Source organism: Pseudomonas sp. nanlin1, from assembly GCF_045571515.1.
Taxonomy (GTDB): Bacteria; Pseudomonadota; Gammaproteobacteria; order Pseudomonadales; family Pseudomonadaceae; genus Aquipseudomonas.
In genome coordinates this window covers 4,171,929-4,196,366 of record NZ_CP124218.1, presented here as the reverse complement: position 1 = coordinate 4,196,366, position 24,438 = coordinate 4,171,929, and the positions used below count along the sequence as shown (strand labels likewise).

The window sequence follows — 24,438 nt, the reverse complement described above, 5'->3', positions numbered from 1 at the left end:
GCCAGGGCGGGTTACCGCCGGGCCCCGATTTTTTTTGCCTGGGATTTACTCGACTCGGGTTTCACCACTGAAAACCAAGCCTTGCCGACAGCCCTTGCACAGGTACCGGCGGCCTTGGCGGACTAGGCGATGGCGTTGGGCCGTGAATGGAAAGTGAGTGCCGCACGGGCACTTGTAGATATAACGCAGCACTTGCCGCCTTGGCACGTCGTAGCTATGGCAGCGGTGGGGCGGTAGTTCATAGACCCCACGCATGATCAGTTGCCATTCCTCGCCATGGGGCTGAATAAGCGGGCCGAACAGCTGGTGCGCGACCAAGTGGGCCACTTCATGGGCCACGGTCTGCTTGAGAAAATCTTCGCTGTTGTCGCGGTAAAGCTGCAGATTGAAGCGCAAGAGGTTCTCTTGCAAATGCGCCACTCCAGCTTTCTGGCCGCGCAGCTTGAAGCTGACCAGCGGGCGCTTGAACGGCCGCTTGAAAAAGCTTTCAGCCTGCTGGAAACAGCTTTCGACGCGGGTATTGAGTTGCTCGGGCATTCTTACACACACTCCAGAGGCGGCAATTATGCCGCAAGCCTGGCGCTATGCTGAACCACTCGTCATAAAGAAACGCCCCGTGGGGGCAGGACAGTAATGGCGGTAGTGCGTAAAATAGCCGCCTTTTGACAACCTCTCGCGGATCTCGAGCGCTATGGGCACCCTCACAGTCAATCAGAACAAGCTGCAGAAACGCCTGCGTCGCCAGGCCGGTGAAGCGATCGCCGACTACAACATGATCGAGCACGGCGACAAGGTGATGGTCTGTTTGTCCGGCGGCAAAGACAGCTACACGCTGCTCGATGTGCTGCTGCACCTGCAAAAGGTCGCGCCGATCGAGTTCGAAATCGTCGCGGTCAACATGGACCAGAAACAACCCGGCTTTCCAGAGCATGTCTTGCCAGCCTACCTGGAGGCATTGGGTGTGGCGTACCACATCGTTGAGAAAGACACCTACTCGGTGGTCAAAGAGCTGATACCCGAAGGCAAGACCACCTGCTCGCTGTGCTCGCGCCTGCGCCGGGGCACCTTGTATAACTTCGCCGATGAAATCGGGGCCACAAAAATGGCCCTGGGGCACCATCGCGACGATATCGTCGAGACGTTTTTCCTCAATATGTTTTTCAACGGCTCGCTCAAGGCCATGCCGCCCAAGCTACGCGCCGACGACGGTCGCAACGTGGTGATCCGCCCGCTGGCCTACTGCGCCGAACAAGACATTCAGGCTTATGCGGACATGAAGCAGTTTCCGATCATCCCCTGCAACCTGTGTGGCTCCCAGGAGAACCTACAGCGCCAAGTGGTCAAGGAGATGCTGGTGGAGTGGGAACGCAAAAGCCCAGGGCGTACCGATAGCATTTTCCGTAGTTTGCAGAATGTGGTGCCGTCGCAACTGGCCGACCGCGGTCTGTTCGATTTTGCCAGCCTGAAGATCGATGAAAGCGCCCCAATGCGGGTGCCCAATGTGATCAACCTTTAGGCTGGCATCCGTTCAGTGGTTGACGGTGAAGGCCAGCATCGCCGAGAGCTGGCACATCGGCCTGCCACTCTCGCTGTGCCACTGGTTGAAGGCAGCCTGAACGGCGGCCTGGTCGCGTTTGCTGCTAGGCACCTTATCGACGATCTGCTGCGCATTGAGCGCGGCAACCACGTCCCAGGTGGGGATGAAGGTGTCCTTGCCCACCATGCGCAGGAAGCGCGGCGCCGATAGCCCGCCCATCTGGTTACCTTGCTTGCTCAGGTACTGCCACAACCCGGTGATATCAGTCACTGGCCAGTCGGCGATGAATTCGCCGAAACTGCCGTGTTCATGGGCCACATCGAGGATCATCTGGGCATTGCGCGGGACGCTTTTGAGCTTACCCAGATGACGGATGATACGGGTGTCCTGCATCAGCCGTTCCAGGTGTTCGGCACCCATGAGCACGACTTTCTCCGGGTCGAATCCGAAAAAAACCTGTTCGAAGGCCGGCCATTTAGCGTCCACCAGGCTGTGTTTCAGGCCTGCACGGAAGACCCGCAGGGCTAGGGTCGATAAATAACGGTCGGCACTGATCTTGCGCAGTTGGGCCGGTGTCTTGGCGTGGGGCAGGTGGGCTTCGAGCGCCTTGGCTGAGCCAAAACGGTTCAAGCAGTACTCATGGAGCCATTTGTAATCCTGCATCAGGCGATGTCCAGTTTCGCGGCCGTAGTTGCCAAGCGCTGGCCGAGGGCGCGGCACAGGGCGATTTCGTGCTCGTCCAACGCGCGCTTGCCATCGGCACCGGCGTGGTGGCTGGCGCCGTAAGGGGTGCCGCCACCGCGGGTTTCCAATAGCGCCGACTCGCTGTAGGGCAGGCCGGTCACCAGCATGCCGTGGTGCAGCAGGGGCAGCAGCATCGACAGCAGGGTGGTTTCCTGGCCGCCGTGCAGGCTGGCGGTCGAGGTGAACACCCCAGCCGGTTTGCCCACCAGCTCGCCGCCCAGCCAGAGGCTGCTGGTACCGTCGATAAAATACTTGAGGGGCGCGGCCATGTTGCCGAAGCGGGTCGGGCTGCCCAAGGCCAGCCCGGCACAGCCCTTGAGGTCGTCGAGGCTGGCATATAGGGCACCGGCTTCGGGAATCGCGGGCGCCACCGCTTCGCATTCACTGGACACCGCCGGTACGGTACGCACACGTGCTTCCAGGCCGCCCAACTCGACGCCACGGGCGACTTGCCGGGCCATTTCGCGAGTGGCGCCATGGCGGCTGTAGTACAGCACCAGAATATAAGAGGTGGTCACGGCAGGATCTCCAGGATTTTGTCCGTAGGCCGGCCAATGGCGGCCTTGTCGCCGACGACCAGGATGGGCCGTTCGATCAACTTCGGGTGTTCGACCATGGCGGCGATCAACTGGTTCTCGTCCAGTGTCGTGTCGGCCAGGTTCAACGCCTGGTACTCGTCTTCACCCCGGCGTAACAGTTGCCGTGCGTCAATGCCCAGTTTGGCGAGTAGGCCCTTGAGGGTGGCGTGATCCAGTGGGCTTTCCAGGTAGCGCACCACCGTGGGTGTGAGCCCGCGCGCTTGGAGCAGTTCCAGCGCCGCACGGGATTTCGAGCAGCGTGGGTTGTGATAGAGGGTCAGATCAGTCATCAGCATTCGCGTCCAGCCGGGTGGGGCGGCTATTCTAACCCCGAGCGCGATCTTTTGCCGTCGCCCGTGACCCAGGACCCAACCATGCCAGTACGTTACGCCATTGCCTCGTTGATGTTCGTCGCTGCCCTATTGGGCGGTTGCCGAGCGGCCGATTACGGCCCAGACCAAAACGGTCGAACAGTCGCCGCGCGGGAATTGGACTCCCACTGGTTAGTGGTTAATTACTGGGCTGAATGGTGCGGGCCGTGCCGCACGGAAATCCCGGAACTGAATGCGCTCGCCAACGACTCGAAAGGCATCAAGGGGCAGGGGGTACGGGTGCTCGGGGTGAATTACGATGGCTTGCGCGGTGACGACCTGAAGAAAGCCAGCAGCGACCTGGGCATCACCTTCACCGTGCTGGCCGACGATCCGGCGGCTCGTTTCGCGCTCGAGCGCAGCGAGGCGTTGCCTGCCACTTTTATCATCGACGGCAAGGGCAAGGTCCGCGAGCGGCTTTTGGGTGAGCAAACTGCCGCTGGGATCAAAGCCAAACTAGTGGCATTGCAAGCGCTACCCTGAAAGGCCCGTTACAGGTCCTCTAGCCACAACCGGATCGGCTTGCCTTCGGCGGGCCAGAAACGCACTTGCTCGGTGCCGGAGATGTCCCAGCGCTGCACCGTCTCCAGTGCCTTGAGAAAGCGCTGTTCCTGCTCCATCACGGCCGGGGCGCACAGCTTGCGGGTGTTACCCGGCTTGCCGAAGGCAAGGCTTTGCCCTTGCAGAGTGTAGGGGGCGAACCAGTGGTTGCAGCCCGCGTTACCATAGGCCCGGCCGTCGTTGGCCAGGGTTAGGGTCAGGTGGCTGTTGTCGATTAGCGGCCGTTCGCCGATCCATTCCACCACGTAGCTGCGGTCGTGCTGTAACACCGGGGCTTCGCTGGCGCAGCCCGCCAACGTAGCGCCGATCAGGCTTGCGGCAAAGAGCTTGTTCACGCAGCCTCCTTGCACGTCCTGCACAAGTGTTTACCGCCTTCGCTGGCCCAACCCAGTTCGGCCAGGCGCGCCGTGGCGGCAGGCTTCTGGGCCTTGCTGCCGAGTTTGCTGTCGACGGCGAACTCGAGGTCTAGCACCTTGGCACAGGCATCGCACTTGACCTGCCATTGATGAATGACCAGTTCACCAAACACCGGCCCACTGGCCACCGCGACCCATTGCCCGGGCGGGTTGATCAAGTGCCTGACCTTTTCCACCTGCAGGCGCATGGATAAGTCCTTGCTGCCTTTGAGGGTAACCAGCAGGGCGTCATCGTTGTGGATCGAGCCACCGTTGCCCGTGACCTGATAGCGGCCAGGCGCCAAGGCGCGGCACTCGATCAGGGTATGTTGAGGGTTGAGCAGGCTAAAGCGAAAATCGTGTTCGACCATGGGTCCTCCAAATCTGCGCGTCATGCTAGCACGGCTGGCGGGCCAAGGATTTTACAAGATCAGCCTGAGCCGCGCTCATGGGGGCTATGTCGGCCGTGTTCAGGCGCTTACCCGTGCCTGCGCCGCCAGCCGCGTGATGGCCTCATCCAGTTCGTCCAGCGCCTGCATCGCTGAGGGGTCGCCCTGTTTGAGCAGGGTCTCGCTGCGTTGGCAGGCCGCCCGCAGTTGCGGCACGCCGCAGTAACGGGTGGCGCCGTGCAGGCGGTGCACGCGTTCGATCATGGCCGTGGAGTCGCGTTGTTGGCGGGCATTACGGATCGCTTCGCGGTCGGCCTCAAGCGAAGCCAGGAGCATGGCCAGCATGTCTGCCGCCAGGTCGGCCTTGCCAGCCGCCAAGCGCAGCCCTTCGTCGAGATCGAGCACTTTGGCACTGCCGGCCTCGACCGGCCATTCGTCTGGCCGCTGGCCGGACTGGGCGTGGAGCATCAGGCCGGTCCATTTCAGCACCACTTGGGCTAATTGGCGGTCACTGATCGGCTTGGTCAAGTAATCGTCCATGCCGCTGTGCAACAGCGCGCGTTTTTCGTTAGCCATGGCGTGGGCAGTCAATGCCACGATCGGCAGGGCCGCGCCCGGCTGGCCACTCTCCCAGAGGCGGATTTTTTCGGTGGTTTCGCGGCCGTCCATGCCGGGCATCTGCACGTCCATCAAGCACAGGTCGAAATGCTCGCTCTGCACCGCGTTGATCGCCGCCACGCCGCTGTCTGCCGCCCATACCTCGGCGCCGAGGTCTTCGAGCAGGGTTTGCACCAGAAGCAGGTTGGCTGGGTTGTCGTCGACGCAGAGCACCTTGGGCGCGCGGTCACGCACTTGATCATTGAACGGCTGGTATTGATGGCGCGGGCTGATCAAGTCCGCCAGGCCCCGGCGCAGTTTACGCGTGCAGGAGGGTTTGGCCTGCAACTGGCTGTGGGCGTTCGGCACCACGGGGTGGAACAGCGCCAGTTCGGTGGTCGGGCACAGTACCAGCACCCGGCAGCCCAGCGCTTCGATCTCACGAATCTGCTGGCCGAGGCGGTCGGCGGCAACTTCATGCAGGGTCACCCCCAGCACCGCAAGGTCGATGAAGGCACCAGCCTGGCGGGCTGCCGCGATCCCGGCCGTGAGTTTGTCCAGGTCTTTGAACGCAGTGACTTCCAAACCACAGTCTTCCAACTGATGGCGCAGGGCCTGGCAGGCCATTTCATGGCGGTCGACGATCGCGATACGGCGCCCCAACAACGGCGCCGAGGGCAGGTCTTCGGCGTCATCGCGAGTCTTGGGCAAACTCAGGCTGATCCAGAAGTCCGAACCTTCGCCCGGGGTACTGTCGACCCCAATCTCGCCGCCCATCTGTTCCACCAGCCGCTTGGAAATCACCAGGCCCAGGCCGGTGCCGCCGGGTTGTCGAGACAACGAATTGTCGGCCTGGCTGAAGGCTTGGAACAGCGCTCGCACGTCTTGGGTCGACAGGCCGATCCCGGTGTCTTGCACGCTGATGCGCAGTTGTACGCTGTCCTCGGTTTCCTCTTCCAACATGGCCCGAGCCACGATGGTGCCTTCGCGGGTGAACTTGATCGCGTTGCTCACCAAATTGGTGAGGATCTGCTTGAGCCGCAAGGGGTCGCCGATCAACGACAGCGGCGTGTCGCGGTAGACCAAGCTGACCAGCTCGAGTTGTTTGGCATGGGCTGCTGGAGCGAGGATGGTCAGGGTGTCCTGGAGCAAATCGCGCAGGTTGAAGGGGATGCTGTCGAGCACCAGTTTGCCGGCCTCGATCTTGGAGAAGTCAAGAATCTCGTTAATGATGCCCAGCAGGCTGTCGGCGGACTTTTCGATGGTGTTGAGGTAGTCGAGTTGGCGCGGGGTTAGCTCGCTCTTCTGCAGTAAGTGAGTGAAGCCGAGGATGCCGTTGAGCGGGGTACGAATTTCGTGGCTCATGTTGGCCAGAAATTCGGATTTGATTCGGCTCGCCTCCAGGGCTTCTTTGCGCGCCAGGTCCAGCTCGATGTTTTGGATTTCGATGGTTTCCAGGTTTTGCCGCACGTCCTCGGTGGCCTGGTCGATGCTGTGTTGCAGTTCTTCTTGAGACTCTTGCAGCGTTTCGGCCATGCGGTTGATGCCGGCGGCCAAAGCGTCCAGCTCATGGCTGCCGAGTGCGGGCAGGCGGCTTTCCAGATTGCCGTCCTTGAGTTCGATGACCGTCTGCTTGATTTTACGAATCGGCACACTGATGGTCTGGCTCATGCGTACGGCCAACAATGCGGTGATAATCAAGCCTGCCAGAATGAGCATCAGGCTCGCGAACAAGCTGCGGTAGCCGCGCAGCAGAGTTTCGTTGTGCGACAGCTCCAGCTCGACCCAGCCCAGCAGGCGCTGGGACTCGGCCGGAATATTGATACCGGCTAGGTCGCGGTGATGGCCCAGTACCGGCAGCAGATAGCGGGTGGCGTCGCTGCCGGTGCGTTGTAACAGGTGCGAACTGTTACCGATCGGCACGGAATTGAGCATGCTCGGCCCGGCATGGGCCAGCATTGCGCGTTCCGGGCTGAGAAACGTGACCGCGCGGACATCGCTCTGCTCCAGTGCTTGAGCAGCGATGCGTTCCAGCAGTGGTTCGTCACCACGTACCAGGGCAGGGGCCACCAGCGGCGCCAATTGTTCGGAAAGCAGTTCGCCGCGCTCCAGCAGTTGGCTTTGCAGCTCGTTCTGCTGTACCCAGATAAAGTAGCCGCCCAGCAATACCGCCATCAGCCCCGCCGGTGCCAGTGCCAACAGCAGCACGCGGCTTTTGATTCCGAGTTTCTTCAGCACACCGCGGATCTCCTGATCGATGGGGGTGGCAGGGCTAGCGGCCCGGTGCAGGTCCCTGTCGGGCGAATTGTAGCAAGCTTGCTAGCGGCCATTGCCGTACATTCCTGGCCCAATGGGGCGGGTGTTATTCCTTTATGCCATAACGCGCATACTTTGCGTGATATGGGGCGGCAGTGTTTGTCGGTATGATAGGCCACCCTCCGCAGTCCGGATTGCGAAATCATCATGACCGTGCAGTACCCCACTATCGCCGATTGCGTCGGCAACACCCCGCTGGTGCGCTTGCAGCGCCTAGGCGGGGTCACCAGTAATACCCTTTTGCTCAAGCTCGAAGGCAATAACCCCGCCGGCTCTGTAAAAGACCGCCCCGCGCTGTCGATGATCACCCGCGCCGAGAGCCGTGGGCAGATCCAGCCCGGTGACACGCTGATCGAGGCGACTTCTGGCAATACCGGTATCGCCTTGGCCATGGCCGCGGCGATCAAGGGTTATCGGATGATCCTGATCATGCCCGACAACTCCACCGCTGAGCGCAAGGCGGCGATGACCGCCTATGGCGCGCAACTGATCCTGGTCAGCCGCGAGCAGGGCATGGAAGGTGCTCGCGACCTTGCCGAGCGGATGCAATCCGAAGGCCACGGCAAAGTGCTCGATCAATTCGCCAACGGCGACAACCCCGAGGCGCACTACCGCAGCACCGGCCCCGAACTGTGGCAACAAACGGGCGGCAGCATCACCCACTTCGTCAGCTCCATGGGCACCACCGGTACCATCATGGGCACCTCGCGCTACCTCAAGGAGCAAAACCCGGCGATCCAGATCGTCGGCCTGCAGCCTATGGAAGGCGCAGCCATTCCGGGCATCCGCCGTTGGCCCGAGGCGTACCTGCCAAAAATCTACCAGGCTGAGCGCGTCGACCGTATCGTCGACATGGACCAGCGCGAAGCCGAAGACGTCACCCGCCGGCTAGCCCGTGAAGAAGGCATTTTCGCCGGCGTTTCCTCCGGCGGCGCTGTGGCAGCGATGTTGCGCTTGTCCCAAGAGCTGGAGAACGCGGTCATCGTGGCGATTATCTGCGACCGCGGCGACCGTTACCTGTCCAGCGGCATTTACAATGTCTAAAACCCGCCCGGGTCTGCGCTTTCAGCCCACAGGCGGGCAGCGGGCGGTGCAGGTGCCAACGGGCAAGAAGCAGCGCCTGACCATCGAGCGCCTGAGTAGTGACGGCCGGGGTATCGCTTTTTTCGAAGGGCGCACCTGGTTCGTTTCCGCCGCTTTGGCCGGGGAAGAGGTTGAAGCGCGGGTGCTCAACGCCCATGGCAAGGTGGTCGAGGCCCGCGTGGAGCGGGTACTGCAGGCCAACCCGGTCCGTCGTGCGGCCCCATGCCAGCATTTCGCCCGGTGTGGCGGATGCAGCGTGCAGCACCTGCCCCATAGTGAACAATTGGCGCTTAAACAGCGCCATTTGGCCGAGCAGTTGGCGCGGGTGGCGGGGGTTGAACCTGTGCAATGGGCGCTGCCCTTGGTCGGCCCTGAGTTCGCTTACCGGCGCCGCGCGCGGGTGGCGCTGCGCTGGGATGCCAAGGCTCGGCGCCTGGATGTTGGGTTTCGCGCCGAGGCCAGTCAAGACATCGTCGCCATCCATGAATGCCCCGTCTTGGTACAAGCCTTGCAGCCAATCATGACGGGCCTGCCGCAATTGTTGCAGGCCTTTGCCAAACCGCAGGTGCTGGGCCACGTCGAACTCTTCAGCGGCACCGCCACCGCGGTGTTGCTGCGCCATACCGCGCCGCTGGCAGAGCCCGACCTGGCGGCGTTACGGGCCTTTTGCCAACAGCACGAGGCCCAGCTTTGGTTGCAGGGCGAGGGGTTGCCCACGGCGGATCTGCCCGGGCAGGTGTTGAGCTTCGGGCTGGAACCGTGGAACGTCGAGTTGGTCTACCGGCCGGGCGATTTTGCCCAAGTCAATGAAACAGTGAACACGGCAATGATCGCGCAAGCGCTCGAATGGTTGGCGCCTACCGCCAACGAGCGTGTCCTGGACCTCTTTTGTGGCCTGGGCAACTTTGCCTTGCCATTGGCACGTCAGGCCCGGGAAGTCGTAGCGGTAGAGGGCGTGGCAAGCATGGTCGAGCGTGCGGCGGCCAATGCCGCTAGCAATGGTTTGAACAACGTTGCCGTGTTCCAGAGCGACCTGTCCCAACCCCTGAGCGTCTCGGGTTGGGCGGCGCAGGGGTTTTCTGCGGTACTCTTGGACCCGCCGCGTGACGGCGCTTTCGAGGTAGTGCGCAAAGTGAGTGAATTAGGCGCCGAGCGCTTGTTGTACGTGTCATGTAACCCGGCAACTTTGGCCCGCGATACGGTCGAGTTGCTTCGGCAGGGTTACCGATTAAAACGTGCCGGGATCCTCGATATGTTTCCACAGACGGCACATGTCGAGGCCATGGCGTTATTCGAACGAGCCAGGACGCTCGTTTAATTCCGACTGGCGTGCGATAGCACGGCACCTGCCGGCCCAGCAGGGGTTAAGCCAGCGACTTTTGATGCATCCTGGATGCGTCGGTAGGGAAGGTAAACAAGATGGTACAGGTGAGAGCACACCAGCCGGTCAACACCGACGGCAGTATCAATCTCGATGCATGGCTGGATCATGTCGTCAGCGTCGATCTGGCGGTTGACCGCGTCGCCCTCAAGGCGGCGTGCGAGTATGCACAACAGGCCGAGTTGCAGGGTAACCCGGCCAAGCATTCGTGGGCCGACGGCACGTCGAGTTTTCAGGCAGGCCTGGAGATGGCGGAAATACTCGCCGACCTCAAGCTAGACCAGGACTCACTGGCCGCCGCGATCCTTTACCGAGCCGTGCGCGAAGGCAAAGTGAGCCTAGTGGACGTCGACCAGCGCTTCGGTTCGGTGGTCTCCAAACTCATCGACGGCGTGTTGCGCATGGCCGCCATCAGTGCCAGCCTTAGCCCCCGTCAGTCCCTGGTGCTGGGCTCCCAGGCGCAGGTCGAGAACCTGCGTAAGATGCTCGTCGCCATGGTTGACGACGTACGGGTGGCCTTGATCAAACTGGCCGAACGGACCTGCGCGATTCGCGCGGTTAAAGGCGCCGACGACGAAAAACGCAATCGCGTGGCGCGCGAAGTATTCGATATTTATGCCCCTCTGGCCCACCGCCTAGGCATCGGCCACATCAAGTGGGAGCTCGAAGACCTCTCGTTTCGCTATCTGGAGCCTGAACAGTACAAACAAATCGCCAAGTTGCTGCACGAGCGGCGCCTGGACCGCGAGCGGTTCATCAGCGATGTGATGAGCCAACTCAACAACGAACTATTGGATACCGGCGTTAAGGCCGATATCAGTGGCCGGGCTAAACATATCTATTCGATCTGGCGCAAAATGCAGCGTAAAGGTCTGGAATTCAGCCAGATCTACGACGTTCGCGCTGTGCGCGTGTTGGTCCCGGAAATGCGCGACTGCTATACCGCGCTGGGCATCGTTCACACCTTGTGGCGGCATATTCCCAAGGAGTTCGACGATTACATCGCCAACCCCAAGGAAAACGGCTATCGCTCATTGCATACGGCGGTGATCGGGCCCGAGGGCAAGGTGCTGGAGGTACAGATCCGCACCCACGCCATGCACGAAGAGGCCGAATTGGGGGTCTGCGCCCACTGGCGCTACAAAGGGACCGACGTTAAGTCCGGCTCCAACCACTACGAAGAAAAAATCTCCTGGCTGCGCCAAGTGCTCGAATGGCATGAGGAGCTAGGCGATATCGGCGGCTTGGCCGAACAGCTGCGGGTGGACATCGAACCCGATCGGGTCTACGTGTTCACCCCCGATGGCCATGCCATCGACCTGCCCAAGGGCGCGACACCGCTGGACTTCGCCTATCGCGTGCACACCGAAATTGGCCATAACTGCCGGGGCGCGAAGATCAACGGGCGCATCGTGCCGTTGAACTACAGCCTCAATACCGGCGAGCAAGTCGAGATCATCACCAGCAAGCACGGCACTCCAAGCCGTGACTGGTTGAACTCCAACCTGGGCTACGTGACCACCTCACGGGCGCGGGCGAAGATCGTGCACTGGTTCAAGTTGCAGGCGCGCGACCAGAACGTCGCCGCGGGCAAAACCCTGTTGGAGCGCGAATTGAGCCGCTTGGGCTTGCCCCAGGTCGACTTCGAGCATTTGGCTGAAAAAGCCAACCACAAGACCGCCGAAGACATGTTCGCCGCCCTCGGCGCGGGCGATCTGCGCCTGGCGCAGCTGGTCAACGGCGCGCAACAGTTGGTCGAGCCCGAGCGTGGCAACGAACAGCTGGAGCTGATCCCGCGTAAGGCCACCGGCTATAAACCCGGCAAACGCGGCGACATCCAGATTCAAGGCGTCGGCAACCTGATGACGCAAATGGCTGGCTGCTGCCAGCCGCTGCCGGGCGATGCCATCGTCGGTTACATCACCCAGGGCCGGGGCGTGAGCATTCACCGGCAAGACTGCGCTTCCGTGTTGCAGTTGGGCGGGCGCGAGCCGGAGCGCATCATTCAGGTCAGTTGGGGGCCGATCCCGGTGCTCACCTACCCGGTGGACATTATCATCCGGGCGTACGACCGTTCCGGTTTGCTGCGAGACGTTTCCCAAGTGCTATTGAACGAGCGGATCAACGTGCTGGCCGTCAATACGCGTTCCAACAAGGAGGACAACACCGCCTTGATGTCCCTGACCATCGAGATCCCGGGTCTGGACGCTCTGGGGCGTTTGCTCGGGCGGCTCTCGCAGTTGCCCAACATCATTGAAACTCGACGTAACCGGGCGCCTTAGCCCGGTTTGTCCCGCCAATGCCCCCCGGAACCCAGGCATGTATAACCTTCAAGACTTACTTCACCTCATGGCCCGTTTGCGCGATCCGCAATACGGCTGCCCGTGGGACTTGCAGCAAGACTACCGAAGCATTGTCCCGCACACCCTGGAAGAAGCCTACGAGGTCGCCGATGCGATCGAGCAGGGGGACTTCGCCCAGCTGCCCGGCGAGTTGGGCGATCTGTTGTTCCAGGTGGTGTATTACAGCCAATTGGGTCGCGAAGAAGGCCGTTTTGAATTCGACGACGTGGTCGACGGTATTACCCGCAAGTTGATTCGCCGCCATCCCCATGTATTTCCCACCGGCGACCTGCACGCCCCGCTCGATACGCCCAAACTCAGTGAAGCCGCCGTGAAGCTTCGCTGGGAAGCCATCAAGGCCGAGGAGCGGGCTGAGCGGGCTACGGCGCCCGAACAGTTGTCGTTGCTCGATGACGTTCCAGGCGCATTGCCAGCGCTGTCTCGGGCGGGCAAGCTGCAAAAGCGCGCAGCCCAGGTGGGCTTCGACTGGCCTGCGGCGCTGCCGGTGGTGGATAAAGTACGTGAAGAACTCGACGAAGTCCTCCAAGCCATGGCCAGCGCCGATCTACAGGCGATCAAGGCCGAGCTGGGCGACCTGCTGTTTAGCGTGGTCAATCTGGCCCGTCACTTAGAGGTCGACGCCGAAAACGCACTGCGCGGGGCCAACCAGAAGTTTGAAAGACGCTTCCGATTTATCGAACAGGCATTGCGTCAGACCCACCGTCCGATTGAAGATTGCACCCTAGAAGAATTGGACGCCCTGTGGGGCGAAGCCAAACGCCAGGAAAAGAATCTGCCCAGCTGTGGCTGAGCCGTTGCATAAGTGAGCAAAGCACCATGAGCCTTTCCCTTCGTGACCAGCTGCTGAAAGCCGGGCTGGTCAACCAGAAGCAAGTCAAGCAAGTCAGCAAAGAGCAGCAAAAGCAGAAGCGCCTGGAGAACAAAGGCCAGGTCGAGGTGGATGACAGCCAGAAACGCTTGGCGCAAGAGGCCGCTGCCCAGAAGCTCAAGCGCGACCAGGAGCTCAACCGACAGCAGCAGGAAAAGGTCGAGCAGAAGGCCAAGGCCGCTCAGGTCAAGCAATTGATCGAGGCCACTCGCTTGCCCAAGCTGACCACCGAAGACTATTACAATTTTGTCGACGACAAGAAGGTCAAGCGCTTGTCGGTCAATAACCTGATGCGCAGCAAGTTGAGCAACGGCTCACTGGCGATCGTCCAACATGGCGGGGGCTATGAAGTGATTCCTCGCGAAGCGGCGCTCAAAGTGCAAGAGCGCGCGCCTCAACGCATTGTTGTTCTGAATGTGGTCACCGAGGAAGTGGAATCCGCCGAAGACCCATACGCGGCGTACAAGATTCCCGACGACCTGATGTGGTAAACCGAAACCCCGCCGAAGCGGGGTTTTTTGCATCAGGAGTGGCTCATCTGCGTCTGACGCTGCTGATCGCGCTGCCGTTCAGAAACCTCCAGCTCAGCGCGGTAGTTCTGCGCATCTTGCTCGGTGTGGAACATGCCCACCAGTAGACCTTGTTGGTACACATCCCAGATACGCACCCCGGCAGCCAGGCCTTCGTGGGACATATGGGCGTCGTCGCGTTCGGTTACTTTTACAGTCATTCTGAAAGCTCCCATCTCTGAAGATTCTGCGATAAGCCACAAGAGGCGTGTGCAGGCTTCTGTTATAGGGTTTGTTAGCTCCCTAAGTAAACCGACGCTTTTTGCAAGAGTGTTTTACCAGAGCTGGCTGAATGCTGAGAGGCTGGAACGACGCGGGGTGCGGCGTAATGTCGCAGGCTAGAGCGGTTGATGAAAGAAAATTCATCGAGGGGCGTTGCACTGGAAATCAAGGGCAAGCGGGGTGGCGCTTGCCCTTTTAATGGTTAGCTACCTTTAACGGCTTTGCCGTTCACCGTGCCTTCTTGCAGCATGATGTTGTATTCCTTGCCGTCGGTTTCTACCTGTTGCAGCTTGACCAGCAGGTAGTCCCAGTCTTTAGCGAACCACAGCACAGTGGTGCGCTTGCTTTGGGTCGGGTCGCGGACGCGTTCGACTTTGGTGGCTTCGACCTGACCGGCTTTGGTGTCGACTTTTTCAGTGGTCAATACGCGGAAATCGTAAGTTTCGATCTCATCACCATCGACTACCTGATAACTCATGCTTTTTTTGCCAGCGGCCACGTCGTGCTGCAGCGCCAGTTGGTAGGTCGACTTGTCCAGCACGCCTCGGTTGAGCGGCAGGTTGATCGCGTCGCCCCGGTCCTTGCCGGTGACTTTCTTTTTGTCCCAGTCAAAGTCCAGATCGACCGTGCGCGCCTTGCCCAGCCCACCCCGTTCGAAATGGTAGCTCTGCGGGATAAGCGCTTCTTTGTCTACGGTCAGGGTGCTGGTTTCGGTCAAGCTGGCGATCATCATCGATGCCTTGAAGCTCAAGGTCCACTGGCCGTTGGCGTTTTTCTCCAGGCTGCGCTCGGCGGAGCCGCTCATGGGCAGCTGTTTCCAGTCTGCGGTGTAGCTGGCCGAAAACGGCGAAAGGTCTGCCGCATGAGCGGCGGGTAGGGCGAGCAAAGCGAAAGCGAAGAGCAGGGCGCGACGCATAGAGTCTCCTAGGATCGAATCGAATGGCCGCCGACAGCCAGAGGCTGACCGTCGAAAACAACACCTTGTTGCCCAAGGCGCAAGCGGCCCTCGGCGAACCAGCGTACGGCCAGCGGGTAAATCTGGTGTTCTTGAGCATGAACCCGGTGGGCCAGGGTTTGCGGGGTGTCCCCAGACTGTACCGGAATCACAGCCTGTACGACTAGAGGGCCACCGTCGAGTTCCTCGGTGACGAAGTGCACGCTGCAGCCGTGTTCGCTATCGCCAGCCTCCAACGCCCGCTGATGGGTGTGCAGGCCTTTGTATTTGGGCAACAGGGATGGGTGAATATTCAGCAGACGGCCATGGTAATGGCGCACGAACGTGGCGCTGAGGATTCGCATGAACCCGGCCAGCACCAGCAACTGCGGCTCGAAGTCGTCGATCAGCGCCATGAGTGCGCGATCGAACGCTTCGCGGCCGTCGAACTGACGATGGTCGAGTACCGCCGTGTCGATCCCCGCATCCTGGGCCTTTTGCAGGCCCAGGGCATCTGCGCGGTTGGAAATCACCGCGCGGATACGCACCGGGCTGTCACCGGCGCGGGTACTGTCGATCAAGGCCTGCAGGTTGCTACCGGTGCCGGATAGCAGCACCACCACGTTGCAAGTCGCAGGCATCAGTGTGCCTTGAGGTTTTGCAGCTCAACCTGGGCGGCGCCTTCGGCGGCGACCCCGATTTGCCCGATTACCCAAGGCTGTTCGCCGCTGGCACGCAAGTTTTCCAGGGTTTTTTCCACGTCGGCCTGGGCCACGCAAATTACCATGCCGACCCCGCAGTTCAGCACGCGGTGCATTTCGTGTTCGTCGACATTGCCCTGCTGCTGCAACCAATCGAACACGGCCGGGCGCTGCCAGCTGGCGACGTCGACTTTAGCCTGGGCGCCTTTAGGCAATACCCGAGGGATATTGTCGAGCAGGCCGCCACCGGTGATGTGGGCCATGGCTTTGACGGCGCCGGTGTCTTTGATCAGCTTGAGCAACGGTTTGACGTAAATGCGCGTAGGCGCCATCAGCAGGTCGGTCAAGGGTTTGCCGTCGAGTTGCACGGTTTCGATGTCGGCGCCGGCCACGTCGATGATTTTGCGGATCAGCGAGTAACCGTTGGAATGCGGGCCGGACGATGGCAGGGCGATCAGTGCATCACCCGTGGCAACTTTGGAACCGTCGATGATCTCGGCCTTTTCCACGACGCCTACGCAGAAACCAGCCAAGTCGTAGTCCTCGCCTTCGTACATGCCGGGCATTTCAGCGGTTTCCCCGCCGACCAGCGAACAGCCAGCTAGCTCACAGCCAGCACCGATGCCCGTGACCACATCCGCCGCGGTGTCGACGTTGAGTTTGCCGGTCGCGTAGTAGTCGAGGAAAAACAGCGGTTCTGCGCCGCATACCACCAAGTCGTTCACGCACATGGCCACCAGGTCGATGCCGATGCTGTCGTGGCGGTTCAAGTTCAAGGCCAGGCGCAGTTTGGTGCCGACGCCGTCGGTGCCCGAGACCAGTACAGGCTGCTTGTAACCGGCCGGGATCTCGCAGAGGGCGCCGAAACCGCCCAGGCCGCCCATGACTTCGGGGCGCGCGGTACGCTTGGCGACGCCTTTGATGCGTTCGACCAATGCTTCGCCGGCGTCGATGTCTACACCGGCGTCCTTGTAGCTCAGGGAGGGTTGCTTGCTCATGATCCAGGCCTTTGGGGGAGGGATTCAGGGAATCGACCGACAGGGTCGGTCTGCGAAGGCGCGCGATTTTATCAGGCTTGCCGGTCAGCGGCCATCCTTGCGCCGACGGGTAGGGGCATATTGACGAAATAAACGGTGCATTGGCCAGCCGTTACATTGCCGCCGCCAAGCTCAAGCGAACGCTCTAGGTCGGTGTGTGTCAGTAGCTGTGTCTGTTTATTTCAAAGGAATGCCTGTTATGTCGCCCAACCATGGCTTAGTCCTGCTCGCACGGGGTGGCTACGCCGCTCGCGGCGTTGTCTATCTGATCATTGGTATCTTCGCCTTATTAGCTGCTTTGGGCAGTGGCCAACCCGCCGATAGCCATAGCAGCCTGGAGAGCTTGCTAAGCCAACCCTTCGGGCATTTTCTCGTGGCTATTGTGATTGTCGGGCTGGCGGCGTTTGCCGCTTGGCGTGTGCTGCAGGCTCTGCGCGACGTGGATGACCATGGCAATAGCTTCAAGGGCCTGGTGATTCGCGCTGGTCTATTCGTGGGCGGCGTGACCTATGGGGCTTTGGCGTTCTTCGCATTGGGGTTGTTGGTGTCCGGCTTGCAGCAGTCCGGTGGCGGTGGGGGCGGGCAGGCCCAGGATCTGCTGGCCAGCGTTCTGGCCTGGGACCACTCCAACTTGCTGGTGTACCTGGCGGCCCTGGTGCCGTTGGGCGTGGGGGTTACCCACATCATCAAAGGCTGGAAAGCCAGCTTTGAACAGTACTTCGAGGCCGACGCCGAAGTGATGCATTATGTGCGGCCTGTATCGCAGTTTGGTTTGATTGCCCGGGGCGTGGCGTTCATTGAAATCGCCGTGCTGTTGGTGGTCAGCGGCTCCAGTTATCAAGCCATGCACCCCCCCGGTATAAAGGATGCGCTCAATGGCCTGGAGCGATTACCCATGGGCGGGCTATTGATGGGCGTGGTTGCCTTGGGCCTTATCGCTTTCTCGGTCTATAGCTTCGCCGAGGCGGCATGGCGCAATATCAATATGGATGTGCCTGGCACCGCCACTTCGGCGTCACGGTAACGGCCAGTTTTGAAGTAGATTGGCTGTTTGAGCTTTTGTCGATGTACGCTGTCGTAAGCTCGGTCCGCCTACTGCCTTCGGGAATTCTCCATGCGTCTGTATAAATACCTGTTCTTCGCCTGCCTCGCTTCGTTCAGCCTGGCCAGCCATGCCGAAACCGTTGCCAACCTGTATCAGGTGCGCGAGCCGGTCGCCGGGCAGAGCGCCGAGGAGCGTACCCAGGCCACCCAGCAGGCCCTGCGCACCCTGGTGACGCGCCTTACTGGCGATCCCAAAGCAGTCGACAGCGGGGGCCTGGCGGCGATTCGTAAAGACCCGCAGCAGATCATCAGCCAGTATGGCTACGAGGCCGGCCCGCCGGAGTCGCTGCAGGTGGAGTTCGACCCCCGCAGTACCGACAACGCGCTGCGCCAGGCGGGTCTGGCGACTTGGGGCAGTAATCGGCCGTCGATTCTGGCCTGGTGGCTGAATGAGGCCGTCGAAGGGGCCAGCCTGGTGGGGGATGGCCAAAGCAGCGCTGAACCCCTGCGTCGCGCCGCCCAGCACCGTGGCTTGCCACTGCGCTTGCCATTGGCCGACCTGCAGGAGCAGATCGTCGGCACCGCGAAAAACCTTGAAGGCACCGATGCTGGCCCGTTACGCGAGGCCTCCGAGCGCTATGGCGCCGATGCGCTCCTGGCGGTGCATGCCCGTGAAGACGGCGGTAAGTGGCAGGGTAAATGGCGCTTGTGGCTTGGCGACAAACGCGAGCAAGGCACCGCCGAAGGTATCGACCAGGCGGCCTTGGCCGATGCCGTGATGTTGGCGGTCAGCCAGCGGCTAGCCTCCCGCTTTCTGGTCAAGCCAGGGGCCAGTGCTGAATTATCACTGCAGGTCGAGGGCATGGACCTCGACCGTTATGCGCAACTGGGCCGCCTGCTTGAACCCTATGGCCCGCGCCTGAGCCAGGTCGATGGGGACAAAATTATCTATCGCGTGACCGGCAATGCCGAGCAGCTACGGGCCCAATTGGCCCTGGGCAAGTTACGCGAGTTACCGCCTGCCCCTGTGGCCCCGGCCACTGCCCCCGTAGCGACGCCTGGTACGCCCACCGCGCCCGAGGCGCCCGCGCAAGCCGCAGTCGATCTGCGTTTCGCCTGGTGAGAGGGTCGGCCGGTTGCGCCATCGAGCGCATCCGGCCGACCGCCCGCACATAAGTAACCTTACGAATGATTGAAGTGGATGCGCTTGATGACTGATATGCGTCGTTGGTTTTGGCTAAGCGCGGTGTTGTTACTGGCCGCCTTCGTTTATTGGCTGCATCCGATCCTTTCGCCGTTTCTGATCGGCGTCATGCTGGCGTATCTGGCGGATCCGCTGGTGGATCGCCTGGAAAAGCTAAAACTGTCACGCACGCTCGCCGTGGTTCTGGTGTTTGCAATCTTCACCCTGATCCTCATGCTGATGCTGCTAGTGTTGATCCCCATGCTGGCTAAACAGCTTGTGCGCCTGTACGAGTTGGCACCGCAGATGCTCGATTGGTTACAACACTCGGCGCTGCCATGGGTGCAGTCGCACTTGGGCCTGGCCGAAGGTTTTTGGAAGTTCGACAAGATCAAAGCAGCGGTGTCCGAACACATGGGGCAAACCACCGATATCGTCGGTATGGTGCTGACCCAGGCAACAGCTTCGGGCTTGGCGCTGATTGGCTGGTTGGCGAATCTGGTGCTGATCCCTGTCGTGGGTTTCTATCTGCTGCGGGATTGGGACCTGATGATGGCGAAGATACGCAGCCTGCTACCACGCCAACGTGAGGAGCAGATCGTCAAGTTGGCCGGTGAGTGCCATGAGGTGTTAGGTGCATTCGTTCGCGGCCAACTGTTGGTGATGCTGGCGCTTGGCGTGATCTATGCGGCGGGCTTGATGCTGGTGGGGCTGGAGCTTGGCCTACTGATCGGGGTAATGGCGGGCCTGGCAGCGATCGTGCCTTATATGGGGTTCATCATCGGCATCGGTGCCGCGCTGGTTGCAGGTTTATTCCAGTTCGGCCTCGACCCCATGCACCTTATTCTGATCGCTGGGGTGTTCATGATTGGGCAGGCGTTGGAAGGCATGGTCCTTACCCCGCTGCTGGTCGGTGACCGCATCGGCCTGCATCCGGTGGCGGTGATTTTTGCCATTCTGGCTGGTGGCGAGCTGTTCGGCTTCACCGGGGTACTGCTGGCACTGCCATTGGCAGCGGTAATCATGGTGTTGGTGCGGCACATGCAAGACTTGTATAAAGACTCAGAGATTTACAGCGGTAAAGGCGACCCCGAGCTATAGCCGGTTTTAACTGCGCAAAAGGTTGGCCGCTGCAAGCTGTTGATTTGCCCTCCAGTCCCGCGCATTGTGCGCCTGGCGTGGCAGGTATAGACTTTGCGCACTTCACCCAGAGGCCCCTGCGGTTCCATGGACCGCCCAGCCAGCATGAAACCGATTCAGCTGCCCTTAGGTGTGCGTTTGCGTGATGACGCCACCTTTGTCAATTATTATCCCGGCGCCAACGCCGCCGCCCTCGGCTACGTCGAGCGGCTTTGCGAAGCCGACGCCGGCTGGACTGAAAGCCTTATTTACCTATGGGGCAAGCAAGGGGTAGGGCGCACCCACTTGCTGCAGGCGGCTTGCCTGCGCTTCGAGCAGTTGGGCGAGCGTGCGGTGTACTTGCCCATGGCTGAGCTCATGGAGCGTGGTGTCGGCTTGCTGGATGACCTTGAGCAATACGAGCTGGTCTGCCTGGACGATCTGCAAGTGGTCGCAGGCCGGGCGGACTGGGAAGAAGCCCTGTTCCACTTGTTCAATCGCCTGCGCGATAGCGGCAGGCGCTTATTGATCGCCGCCTCTCACTCACCGCGAGAGTTGCCTGTGAAACTGGCGGACCTCAAGTCGCGGCTCACCCTGGCCCTGATTTTTCAAATGCGTGCGTTGTCTGACGAAGACAAGTTGCGCGCTTTGCAGCTACGCGCTTCGCGCCGCGGCCTGCACCTAACTGACGAAGTAGGGCACTTTATCCTCACCCGCGGTACCCGCAGCATGAGCGCGCTCTTCGAGTTGCTCGAGCGCCTCGACCAAGCTTCGTTGCAGGCGCAACGCAAGTTGACCATCCCCTTCCTGAAAGAAACCCTCGGCTGGTAGTTGGGCCGAATGGGTGCACCTGTGCACCCAGAACGTTCGCAATCCAGCTTTTAAGCACCCCTGACCCAGGCTTACTCAGGCCCTGTTGAGGCAGAACTCGACGAACGGCCTAGGGCTGTAACCCAGCAAATAGAGCCTCTGCAGAACTTTTTCAGAGAATTGACGCCGTTTTATTGTCAATGATGAGCTTTTCCTATGGAAAAGCTGGCCGAAGTATTGCATTCTCCTTTCCCGCTAGCCCGGTATTGCTGGGTCAGCGCGCTGTATCTGGGGTGTTTGGCGCCACAGACAGCGGGTTGCGATTCAGCAGTTCTATCGGCGTCCGAGGCCAGCACCCAGCGGCTCCTGGACGTCAGTCACTGCAGTGGCGCCAGGTTCCAACGACTCATCGCGAATACCGCTATAGCTGATTTTTTTACTAGATAAATCAATCAGATAGATGATTTTTTAGTTTGTTGTAATGCGCCCTGATTTATCCGGGCGCGTTAGATGTGCGATCAGAACCAATAAGTCACAATTCGTTCGATTGAATTTGCAAATGATGGCAATTTAAGGCAAGGTTGCCACCACTCAAACCTTTTCTCCACGGTCGTGCCCATGCTCAATCGCCTAGCACCCCTCGTGCCACTCGCTTTCCTGACCCTGTTGGTCGGTTGCGCCGCGCAATCGCCGGTGTCCCAGCAGCAGGTCTCGAATCCAGTTGTGATTCAGCCCCATCAGTCCCCTTCGAAAGCATCCTTGGTATTCGAAGACGAACAGATGACCGCTGAACAGGAACTCAATGAGTTCAATGGCCAGCCCTACGTCCTGCCGGTTTTGGCTGACAGTATTTTGGAACGTGGTAAAGCCCTGATCGGCACCCGTTACCGCTTTGGTGGTTCCAGCGAGCGTTCGGGTTTCGACTGTAGCGGCTTTATCGGTTATCTGTTCCGTGAGGAAGCCGGCATGACCTTGCCGCGTTCGACCCGCGAAATGATCAACGTTAAAGCTCCTCTGGTGTCGCGCAATAACCTTAAGCCGGGTGACCTGCTATTCTTCAGCACCGCAGGCCGCGGCCGGGTCAGCCATGCCGCGATTTATCTGGGTGACGCGCAGTTCATCCATTCCAGCAGCCGTCGTAGCGGTGGCGTTCGCGTCGACAGTTTGAATGACAGTTACTGGAGCAAGACCTTTATCGAGGCCAAGCGCGCCTTGGCCATGGCGCCGACCACGGTCATTTCCAGCAAGTAGGTGCCTGGCCTTAACCAGGTGGGTGCAGTCTATGTCGACACCGTTACGTATTGCTGCACTGTTTAGCGCCGCCCTATTGGGCGGTTGCGCCAGCGCGCCGGCTCCGGCGCCTGCTCCCAAGCTCATCCGCCCCGTTGTGATCAATACGACCCCCGGGTTCTCGCCGCAAACCGATGACGTGCTGTTTCGTGCGTTAGGTTTAGTGGGCACGCCCTACCGCTGGGGTGGTAATACGCCCGACTCAGGGTTCGACTGCAGCGGCCTGATTGGCTTCGTCTACCGTGACGCAGCGGGTGTGCAATTGCCGCGCTCGACCCGAGAGTTGATCAGCATGCGCAGCCCCAATGTGGACAAAAACGCTCTGCAATCAGGGGACTTAGTGTTCTTCGCCACCGGCGGCGGCTCTCAGGTGAGCCACGCGGGTATTTATGTGGGGGAGGGGCGTTTCGTCCATGCGCCGGCCACGGGCGGGACGGTACGCTTGGATTACCTGGCCAAGCCTTATTGGCAGAAAGCCTACCTCAATGCCAAGCGCGTGTTGGATGCAGGGAATTTAGCGCGTAATCCCTGACGTCTTTTTTTCATGTGATACGGGTCAGCGTTCGGGGGCTGCTCAGCGCGGGCCCCCGATCGATTCGCTTTACTTGGCGGCCGTTACGCGCCAAATCTTGTTACCTACATCGTCCGCAACCAGGACCGCGCCTTTGTGGTCACTGACCACACCCACCGGACGTCCCATCGCCTCCTCATCCTTGTTCAAGAAACCGGTCAATAGATCGACCGGCTGGCCGCTAGGCATGCCATTGCTGAACGGGACGAAAATCACCTTATAGCCGCTGTGGGGCTTACGATTCCACGAGCCGTGCTGGCCGATGATTGCGCCATTGGTGAACGGCGCGGGCAGCGCGTTGGGCTCGGCGAACATCAAGCCTAGCGAGGCGGTGTGTGGCCCTACCGCGTAGTCTGGCGCAATAGCCTTGGCCACTAGGTCTGGGTTTTGCGGCTCTACGCGCTTGTCGACATTCTGCCCGTAGTAACTGTAGGGCCAGCCGTAGAAGCCACCGTCTTTCACTGAAGTGATGTAGTCGGGTACCAGGTCGCTGCCGATTTCGTCGCGTTCATTCACCGCGGTCCACAGTTTGCCGCTCTGGGGCTCCCAGGCTAGGCCATTGGGGTTGCGGATACCGGACGCGAAAATACGGTGCTGGCCAGTGGCGGCGTCGACTTCCCAGATCGCGGCGCGACCTTCTTCGGCGGCCATGCCGTTTTCGCCGACATTGCTGTTGGAGCCGGTGGTGACATACAGCTTCTTGCCGTCTGGGCTGGCAATGACGTTCTTAGTCCAGTGGTGGTTCAAGGTGCCACCGGGGAGGTCGGTGACCTTGGCGCCTGGCGTGGTGATTGACGTTGCGCCGTCTTCGTAGCGAAAGCGCAGCAGGCGATCGGTGTCGGCGACATAGAAGTCATTGCCCACCAACGCCATGCCGAACGGTGAATTCAGCTTTTCCAGGAACACGGTGCGGGTTTCCGCCACGCCGTCGCCGTCTTTGTCGCGCAGCAAGGTGATGCGGTTGGGGCTAGGCACGCCTGCACCGGCTTTGGCCATGACCTTTTCCATCACCCAGCCGCGCACGCCGCTGCTGTCATCGGGCTTGGGCGGCGCATTGGTTTCGGCCACCAGTACGTCACCGTTGGGCAGTACGTACATCCAGCGCGGGTGGTCCAAGCCCTCGGCGAAGGCGGCCACTTGCGTGCCTGGCGCAGCGGTGGGCTTAGTGCCTGCGGGCCAACCCACCGCGTCGGCGATGTTCACCGTGGGGATCAGGGTTTTATTGGGCTCAGGCAATTTGGGCGAAGGCCCAGTGCCGTCACTGACTTGCAACGTCGAGCTCTCGCCGCAGGCGGCGAGCCCTGCGGTGGCGAGGATAAGCAGTGTAAGGCGAGTCTTGTTCATTATTAGCTTCCCTGAGCGTTAATCGTCATGCGTTAAGGCATAGAGGGCGCTGTGGCGACGGAGGTTCAACACGCTTTGCCACACCGGCTTGCATTGACGCTCCTACCCCAACCCTCTAACCTGCGCGACGTATTCAGGTGCTCGCCAGCCAAGGGCCGCGCGAGTGAAACAGGGAAGCCGGTGAGCGAGCCCCAGCTCGCGATTCCGGCGCTGCCCCCGCAACGGTAAATGAGTCAACGCCACGCACGGCGCCACTGTACTGAATCGGTACGGGAAGGCGCGTGGCCAAGCCGCACGGTTGCGGCTGCTCATGAGCCCGGAGACCGGCCTGAAGACTTTTATCGCGGTGCGCCAGCGCGTCGTGTTCAATTGATTCTGTCGCGCGGGGAGAGCGGCATTGGCGGTTGCCAGTCGGCGCCTTCGGGCCCCCG

Annotated in this window: 25 protein-coding genes and 1 riboswitch; of the genes, 13 read left to right on the top strand and 12 right to left on the bottom strand. The window is 60.7% G+C overall.

Annotated elements, in window-relative coordinates; translation table 11 throughout:
- Window positions 1–45: 45 nt before the first annotated feature.
- Window positions 46–537, bottom strand: a complete 492-nt coding sequence (locus tag QCL65_RS19325) for a SprT family zinc-dependent metalloprotease (protein ID WP_407311580.1) — start codon at window positions 535–537, stop codon at window positions 46–48.
- 154 nt (window positions 538–691) lie between these two features.
- Here QCL65_RS19325 and ttcA point away from each other — a divergent pair, with 154 nt between their 5' ends.
- The gene (gene ttcA, locus QCL65_RS19320; protein WP_407311578.1) at window positions 692–1,516 is read left to right on the top strand and encodes a tRNA 2-thiocytidine(32) synthetase TtcA; all 825 of its coding nucleotides are present in this window, start codon (window positions 692–694) and stop codon (window positions 1,514–1,516) included.
- Between the two features lie 12 nt (window positions 1,517–1,528).
- On the opposite strand, the gene QCL65_RS19315 is transcribed toward ttcA, so the two are convergent.
- Genes QCL65_RS19315 through arsC form a run of 3 tightly spaced genes read right to left on the bottom strand, consistent with a single transcriptional unit; the run spans window position 1,529 to window position 3,149 of the window.
- Complete coding sequence (locus tag QCL65_RS19315) at window positions 1,529–2,200, bottom strand: DNA-3-methyladenine glycosylase I (RefSeq protein ID WP_407311576.1); 672 nt, start codon at window positions 2,198–2,200, stop codon at window positions 1,529–1,531.
- Window positions 2,200–2,799: an NAD(P)H:quinone oxidoreductase gene (wrbA, locus tag QCL65_RS19310; protein ID WP_407311574.1), complete on the bottom strand. Its 600-nt coding sequence runs from the start codon at window positions 2,797–2,799 to the stop codon at window positions 2,200–2,202. Before wrbA ends, QCL65_RS19315 begins: the two co-directional genes overlap by 1 nt.
- Window positions 2,796–3,149: an arsenate reductase (glutaredoxin) gene (gene arsC / locus QCL65_RS19305; RefSeq protein ID WP_407311572.1), complete on the bottom strand. Its 354-nt coding sequence runs from the start codon at window positions 3,147–3,149 to the stop codon at window positions 2,796–2,798. Before arsC ends, wrbA begins: the two co-directional genes overlap by 4 nt.
- 84 nt (window positions 3,150–3,233) lie before the next feature.
- On the opposite strand from arsC, the gene QCL65_RS19300 reads away from it, so the two are divergent.
- The gene (locus QCL65_RS19300) at window positions 3,234–3,713 is read left to right on the top strand and encodes a TlpA disulfide reductase family protein (RefSeq protein ID WP_407311570.1); all 480 of its coding nucleotides are present in this window, start codon (window positions 3,234–3,236) and stop codon (window positions 3,711–3,713) included.
- Between the two features lie 8 nt (window positions 3,714–3,721).
- Here QCL65_RS19300 and QCL65_RS19295 read toward each other — a convergent pair whose 3' ends face one another.
- The 3 genes from QCL65_RS19295 to QCL65_RS19285 form a co-directional block, all read right to left on the bottom strand.
- Window positions 3,722–4,126, bottom strand: a complete 405-nt coding sequence (locus QCL65_RS19295) for an META domain-containing protein (protein WP_407311568.1) — start codon at window positions 4,124–4,126, stop codon at window positions 3,722–3,724.
- Window positions 4,123–4,557, bottom strand: a complete 435-nt coding sequence (locus tag QCL65_RS19290) for a hypothetical protein (protein ID WP_407311566.1) — start codon at window positions 4,555–4,557, stop codon at window positions 4,123–4,125. Before QCL65_RS19290 ends, QCL65_RS19295 begins: the two co-directional genes overlap by 4 nt.
- 99 nt (window positions 4,558–4,656) lie before the next feature.
- A complete protein-coding gene (locus QCL65_RS19285) occupies window positions 4,657–7,410 on the bottom strand; it encodes a response regulator (RefSeq protein WP_407311564.1) in 2,754 nt (917 codons plus the stop codon).
- Window positions 7,411–7,635: 225 nt separating this feature from the next.
- On the opposite strand from QCL65_RS19285, the gene cysM reads away from it, so the two are divergent.
- The 5 genes from cysM to QCL65_RS19260 all read left to right on the top strand — a co-directional run bounded on the left by cysM (window position 7,636) and on the right by QCL65_RS19260 (window position 13,674).
- Complete coding sequence (gene cysM, locus QCL65_RS19280) at window positions 7,636–8,532, top strand: cysteine synthase CysM (RefSeq protein WP_407311562.1); 897 nt, start codon at window positions 7,636–7,638, stop codon at window positions 8,530–8,532.
- Complete coding sequence (gene rlmD / locus QCL65_RS19275) at window positions 8,525–9,889, top strand: 23S rRNA (uracil(1939)-C(5))-methyltransferase RlmD (protein WP_407311560.1); 1,365 nt, start codon at window positions 8,525–8,527, stop codon at window positions 9,887–9,889. Before cysM ends, rlmD begins: the two co-directional genes overlap by 8 nt.
- Window positions 9,890–9,990: 101 nt before the next feature.
- Window positions 9,991–12,234: a GTP diphosphokinase gene (relA, locus tag QCL65_RS19270; protein ID WP_407311558.1), complete on the top strand. Its 2,244-nt coding sequence runs from the start codon at window positions 9,991–9,993 to the stop codon at window positions 12,232–12,234.
- A 37-nt stretch (window positions 12,235–12,271) separates the two neighbouring features.
- Window positions 12,272–13,105, top strand: coding sequence for a nucleoside triphosphate pyrophosphohydrolase (mazG, locus tag QCL65_RS19265; RefSeq protein WP_407311556.1), 834 nt, complete (start codon window positions 12,272–12,274; stop codon window positions 13,103–13,105).
- A gap of 26 nt (window positions 13,106–13,131) precedes the next feature.
- Window positions 13,132–13,674, top strand: coding sequence for a DUF2058 domain-containing protein (locus QCL65_RS19260; protein WP_407311554.1), 543 nt, complete (start codon window positions 13,132–13,134; stop codon window positions 13,672–13,674).
- Window positions 13,675–13,706: 32 nt separating this feature from the next.
- Here QCL65_RS19260 and QCL65_RS19255 read toward each other — a convergent pair whose 3' ends face one another.
- The 4 genes from QCL65_RS19255 to purM all read right to left on the bottom strand — a co-directional run bounded on the left by QCL65_RS19255 (window position 13,707) and on the right by purM (window position 16,607).
- Entirely contained in the window at window positions 13,707–13,913 is a 207-nt protein-coding gene (locus QCL65_RS19255; protein WP_407311552.1) for a hypothetical protein, read from the bottom strand.
- Between the two features lie 263 nt (window positions 13,914–14,176).
- Window positions 14,177–14,890 carry a DUF3108 domain-containing protein gene (locus QCL65_RS19250; RefSeq protein ID WP_407311550.1) on the bottom strand — a complete coding sequence of 238 codons (714 nt, stop codon included), beginning with the start codon at window positions 14,888–14,890 and terminating at the stop codon, window positions 14,177–14,179.
- Between the two features lie 8 nt (window positions 14,891–14,898).
- Window positions 14,899–15,549 (bottom strand): phosphoribosylglycinamide formyltransferase, encoded by a 651-nt coding sequence (gene purN / locus QCL65_RS19245; RefSeq protein WP_407311548.1) that lies wholly within the window; start codon window positions 15,547–15,549, stop codon window positions 14,899–14,901.
- Complete coding sequence (gene purM / locus QCL65_RS19240; protein WP_407311545.1) at window positions 15,549–16,607, bottom strand: phosphoribosylformylglycinamidine cyclo-ligase; 1,059 nt, start codon at window positions 16,605–16,607, stop codon at window positions 15,549–15,551. The genes purN and purM overlap by 1 nt, the downstream gene beginning before the upstream one ends.
- Before the next feature lie 238 nt (window positions 16,608–16,845).
- On the opposite strand from purM, the gene QCL65_RS19235 reads away from it, so the two are divergent.
- The 6 genes from QCL65_RS19235 to QCL65_RS19210 all read left to right on the top strand — a co-directional run bounded on the left by QCL65_RS19235 (window position 16,846) and on the right by QCL65_RS19210 (window position 22,624).
- The gene (locus QCL65_RS19235) at window positions 16,846–17,670 is read left to right on the top strand and encodes a DUF1206 domain-containing protein (protein ID WP_407311543.1); all 825 of its coding nucleotides are present in this window, start codon (window positions 16,846–16,848) and stop codon (window positions 17,668–17,670) included.
- 90 nt (window positions 17,671–17,760) lie between these two features.
- Complete coding sequence (locus QCL65_RS19230; RefSeq protein ID WP_407311541.1) at window positions 17,761–18,813, top strand: DUF2066 domain-containing protein; 1,053 nt, start codon at window positions 17,761–17,763, stop codon at window positions 18,811–18,813.
- Between the two features lie 87 nt (window positions 18,814–18,900).
- The gene (locus QCL65_RS19225) at window positions 18,901–19,974 is read left to right on the top strand and encodes an AI-2E family transporter (RefSeq protein WP_407311539.1); all 1,074 of its coding nucleotides are present in this window, start codon (window positions 18,901–18,903) and stop codon (window positions 19,972–19,974) included.
- A 144-nt stretch (window positions 19,975–20,118) separates the two neighbouring features.
- The gene (hda, locus tag QCL65_RS19220) at window positions 20,119–20,823 is read left to right on the top strand and encodes a DnaA regulatory inactivator Hda (RefSeq protein ID WP_407311537.1); all 705 of its coding nucleotides are present in this window, start codon (window positions 20,119–20,121) and stop codon (window positions 20,821–20,823) included.
- 597 nt (window positions 20,824–21,420) lie between these two features.
- The gene (locus QCL65_RS19215) at window positions 21,421–22,053 is read left to right on the top strand and encodes a C40 family peptidase (RefSeq protein ID WP_407311535.1); all 633 of its coding nucleotides are present in this window, start codon (window positions 21,421–21,423) and stop codon (window positions 22,051–22,053) included.
- A gap of 31 nt (window positions 22,054–22,084) precedes the next feature.
- A complete protein-coding gene (locus QCL65_RS19210) occupies window positions 22,085–22,624 on the top strand; it encodes a C40 family peptidase (RefSeq protein ID WP_407311533.1) in 540 nt (179 codons plus the stop codon).
- Window positions 22,625–22,693: 69 nt separating this feature from the next.
- Here QCL65_RS19210 and QCL65_RS19205 read toward each other — a convergent pair whose 3' ends face one another.
- Window positions 22,694–24,007: a PQQ-dependent sugar dehydrogenase gene (locus tag QCL65_RS19205; protein ID WP_407311531.1), complete on the bottom strand. Its 1,314-nt coding sequence runs from the start codon at window positions 24,005–24,007 to the stop codon at window positions 22,694–22,696.
- Window positions 24,008–24,125: 118 nt separating this feature from the next.
- A riboswitch (cobalamin riboswitch) is annotated at window positions 24,126–24,354 on the top strand.
- Window positions 24,355–24,438 lie beyond the last annotated feature (84 nt).

Coding starts and splice junctions, on each gene's coding strand:
- QCL65_RS19255 (WP_407311552.1), bottom strand. CDS start 13,913: ATGACTGTAAAAGTAACCGAACGCGACGACGCCCATATGTCCCACGAA.
- QCL65_RS19290 (WP_407311566.1), bottom strand. CDS start 4,557: ATGGTCGAACACGATTTTCGCTTTAGCCTGCTCAACCCTCAACATACC.
- purM (WP_407311545.1), bottom strand. CDS start 16,607: ATGAGCAAGCAACCCTCCCTGAGCTACAAGGACGCCGGTGTAGACATC.
- QCL65_RS19225 (WP_407311539.1), top strand. CDS start 18,901: ATGACTGATATGCGTCGTTGGTTTTGGCTAAGCGCGGTGTTGTTACTG.
- QCL65_RS19210 (WP_407311533.1), top strand. CDS start 22,085: ATGTCGACACCGTTACGTATTGCTGCACTGTTTAGCGCCGCCCTATTG.
- rlmD (WP_407311560.1), top strand. CDS start 8,525: ATGTCTAAAACCCGCCCGGGTCTGCGCTTTCAGCCCACAGGCGGGCAG.
- QCL65_RS19315 (WP_407311576.1), bottom strand. CDS start 2,200: ATGCAGGATTACAAATGGCTCCATGAGTACTGCTTGAACCGTTTTGGC.
- QCL65_RS19235 (WP_407311543.1), top strand. CDS start 16,846: ATGTCGCCCAACCATGGCTTAGTCCTGCTCGCACGGGGTGGCTACGCC.
- ttcA (WP_407311578.1), top strand. CDS start 692: ATGGGCACCCTCACAGTCAATCAGAACAAGCTGCAGAAACGCCTGCGT.
- mazG (WP_407311556.1), top strand. CDS start 12,272: ATGTATAACCTTCAAGACTTACTTCACCTCATGGCCCGTTTGCGCGAT.
- QCL65_RS19230 (WP_407311541.1), top strand. CDS start 17,761: ATGCGTCTGTATAAATACCTGTTCTTCGCCTGCCTCGCTTCGTTCAGC.
- hda (WP_407311537.1), top strand. CDS start 20,119: ATGAAACCGATTCAGCTGCCCTTAGGTGTGCGTTTGCGTGATGACGCC.
- QCL65_RS19300 (WP_407311570.1), top strand. CDS start 3,234: ATGCCAGTACGTTACGCCATTGCCTCGTTGATGTTCGTCGCTGCCCTA.
- QCL65_RS19260 (WP_407311554.1), top strand. CDS start 13,132: ATGAGCCTTTCCCTTCGTGACCAGCTGCTGAAAGCCGGGCTGGTCAAC.
- QCL65_RS19215 (WP_407311535.1), top strand. CDS start 21,421: ATGCTCAATCGCCTAGCACCCCTCGTGCCACTCGCTTTCCTGACCCTG.
- cysM (WP_407311562.1), top strand. CDS start 7,636: ATGACCGTGCAGTACCCCACTATCGCCGATTGCGTCGGCAACACCCCG.
- QCL65_RS19325 (WP_407311580.1), bottom strand. CDS start 537: ATGCCCGAGCAACTCAATACCCGCGTCGAAAGCTGTTTCCAGCAGGCT.
- QCL65_RS19205 (WP_407311531.1), bottom strand. CDS start 24,007: ATGAACAAGACTCGCCTTACACTGCTTATCCTCGCCACCGCAGGGCTC.
- purN (WP_407311548.1), bottom strand. CDS start 15,549: ATGCCTGCGACTTGCAACGTGGTGGTGCTGCTATCCGGCACCGGTAGC.
- relA (WP_407311558.1), top strand. CDS start 9,991: ATGGTACAGGTGAGAGCACACCAGCCGGTCAACACCGACGGCAGTATC.
- arsC (WP_407311572.1), bottom strand. CDS start 3,149: ATGACTGATCTGACCCTCTATCACAACCCACGCTGCTCGAAATCCCGT.
- QCL65_RS19250 (WP_407311550.1), bottom strand. CDS start 14,890: ATGCGTCGCGCCCTGCTCTTCGCTTTCGCTTTGCTCGCCCTACCCGCC.